Origin of the sequence: Streptomyces sp. MB09-02B (assembly GCF_033794485.1) — a bacterium.
Taxonomy (GTDB): Bacteria; Actinomycetota; Actinomycetes; order Streptomycetales; family Streptomycetaceae; genus Streptomyces.
Genome location: NZ_JARGEE010000839.1, coordinates 1 through 1,485, shown reverse-complemented (window position 1 = coordinate 1,485; position 1,485 = coordinate 1). Strand labels below are relative to the sequence as shown.

Sequence of the window (1,485 nt, the reverse complement as noted above, 5' to 3'; positions counted from 1 at the left end):
CGCCGGCGCGCCGGCGCAGCTCGGACCAGCGTTGCGGGCCGTCGATCAGGTCGACCAGGACCAGGGTGGCCCACCGGGCGGTGACCAGGTCGAACAGCTGCCTGCTCAGGCAGGCGGGATTGCGGACGTTGCCTCGCGTGCTTTCCTGCACGTGCTCACCTCACCTAAAGGTATGTACTTCCCTTGAGAAAGTAACTCGGTCAGAGTGAGGGAGCCAACCGCTGATCGTCAAGGAGTACCCGTGGCAACCGACGATGCTGTGACCCGTGACGCGAACACCGTGACGGTGCTCGGCGGCCCCACCGCCCTGATCCACCTGGCCGGCTGGACGCTGCTGACCGACCCGACCTTCGATGCCGCCGGCACCGAGTACCAGGACGGCCCGGTTCCGGTGCGCAAGACCGCCGACCCGGCGCTGAAGCCCGGGGAACTGCCCGCTCTCGACGCCGCCCTGGTCAGCCACACCGGGCATCTGGACAACCTCGACATCACCGGGCGTACGGTGGCCTCCGGTGCCTCGGAGGTGTTCACCACCGTCGCCGGCGCCACCGATCTCGGGGGCGCGGCCGTCGGCCTGGAGCCCTGGCAGACCCGGACCCTGTCGAAGCCGGGCCGCACGCCGCTGAACATCACCGCGGTCCCCGCCCGCCACGGTCCCGTCGGCACCGAGGACCTCACCGGTCCGGTCACCGGCTTCCTCCTGCACACCGACGACGGCTCCACGCCGAGCGTGTACGTCTCCGGTGACACCGTCGACCTGGACGCGATGAGCGCCCTGGCCGGCCGGTACCGCGTCGACGTGGCGCTGCTGCACCTGGGCGCGGCCGGCTTCGAGGCATTCGGTGACGTACGGCTGTCGCTGACCGCGGTCCAGGCCGTCGAGGCCCGCAGTCTGCTCGGCGACCCCCTCGTGGTGGCCGTGCACGCCGAGGGCTGGGCGCACTACACCGAGGACCGCGACCACGTCCAGCAGACCTTCGACGCCGCCGGCGTCCCGCTGCACTGGCCCACCCCGGGCGAGCCCGTCACCCTGCCCGCCCCGCACACCCGCTGACACCTCACCCCGGTCCCGCCGCCGGTACACCGGCCCCGCAACGCAGAAAGAAAAGGAAAGAACATGAAGCCGGAAGTCGTGCACGAGCGCTTCGCCCAGTACCTCAAGGACAAGGACCTCGACAGCATGGGTTCCCTGTTCGCCGAAGACGCCATGTTCGTACCGGGACCGGGACAGGAGCCCGTCTACGGCAGGGAAAGCATCAAGGAAGCGCTGAAGCCCTACCTCGCCGCGCCCAGCACCATGGAGGTGCTGGCCACGTCGGTCCATCAGAACGGCGACCTGGCGATGGTCCAGCCGTCCTGGCGGATCACGAGCGAGAGCGGCATCGTGGAAGGAAAGGCGGTCGAGGTGATGAGGAGGACGAGCGAGGGGGACTGGGTCTACATCATCGACAACCCCTACGGCGTCTGATTCTCGTCGTCTGATTC

Annotated in this window: 3 protein-coding genes; 2 read left to right on the top strand and 1 reads right to left on the bottom strand. The window is 69.2% G+C overall.

Going from position 1 to position 1,485, the window contains the following annotated elements:
* The coding region (locus P1P70_RS44525; protein ID WP_319248182.1) for a winged helix-turn-helix transcriptional regulator at positions 1–151 on the bottom strand (151 nt) is incomplete at its 3' end.
* A 90-nt stretch (positions 152–241) separates the two neighbouring features.
* Here P1P70_RS44525 and P1P70_RS44520 point away from each other — a divergent pair.
* Together P1P70_RS44520 and P1P70_RS44515 are read left to right on the top strand one after the other, a co-directional pair.
* Positions 242–1,054, top strand: coding sequence for an MBL fold metallo-hydrolase (locus P1P70_RS44520; RefSeq protein WP_319248179.1), 813 nt, complete (start codon positions 242–244; stop codon positions 1,052–1,054).
* Between the two features lie 63 nt (positions 1,055–1,117).
* Positions 1,118–1,468, top strand: coding sequence for a nuclear transport factor 2 family protein (locus P1P70_RS44515; protein ID WP_319248177.1), 351 nt, complete (start codon positions 1,118–1,120; stop codon positions 1,466–1,468).
* The last annotated feature ends 17 nt before the right edge of the window (positions 1,469–1,485 follow it).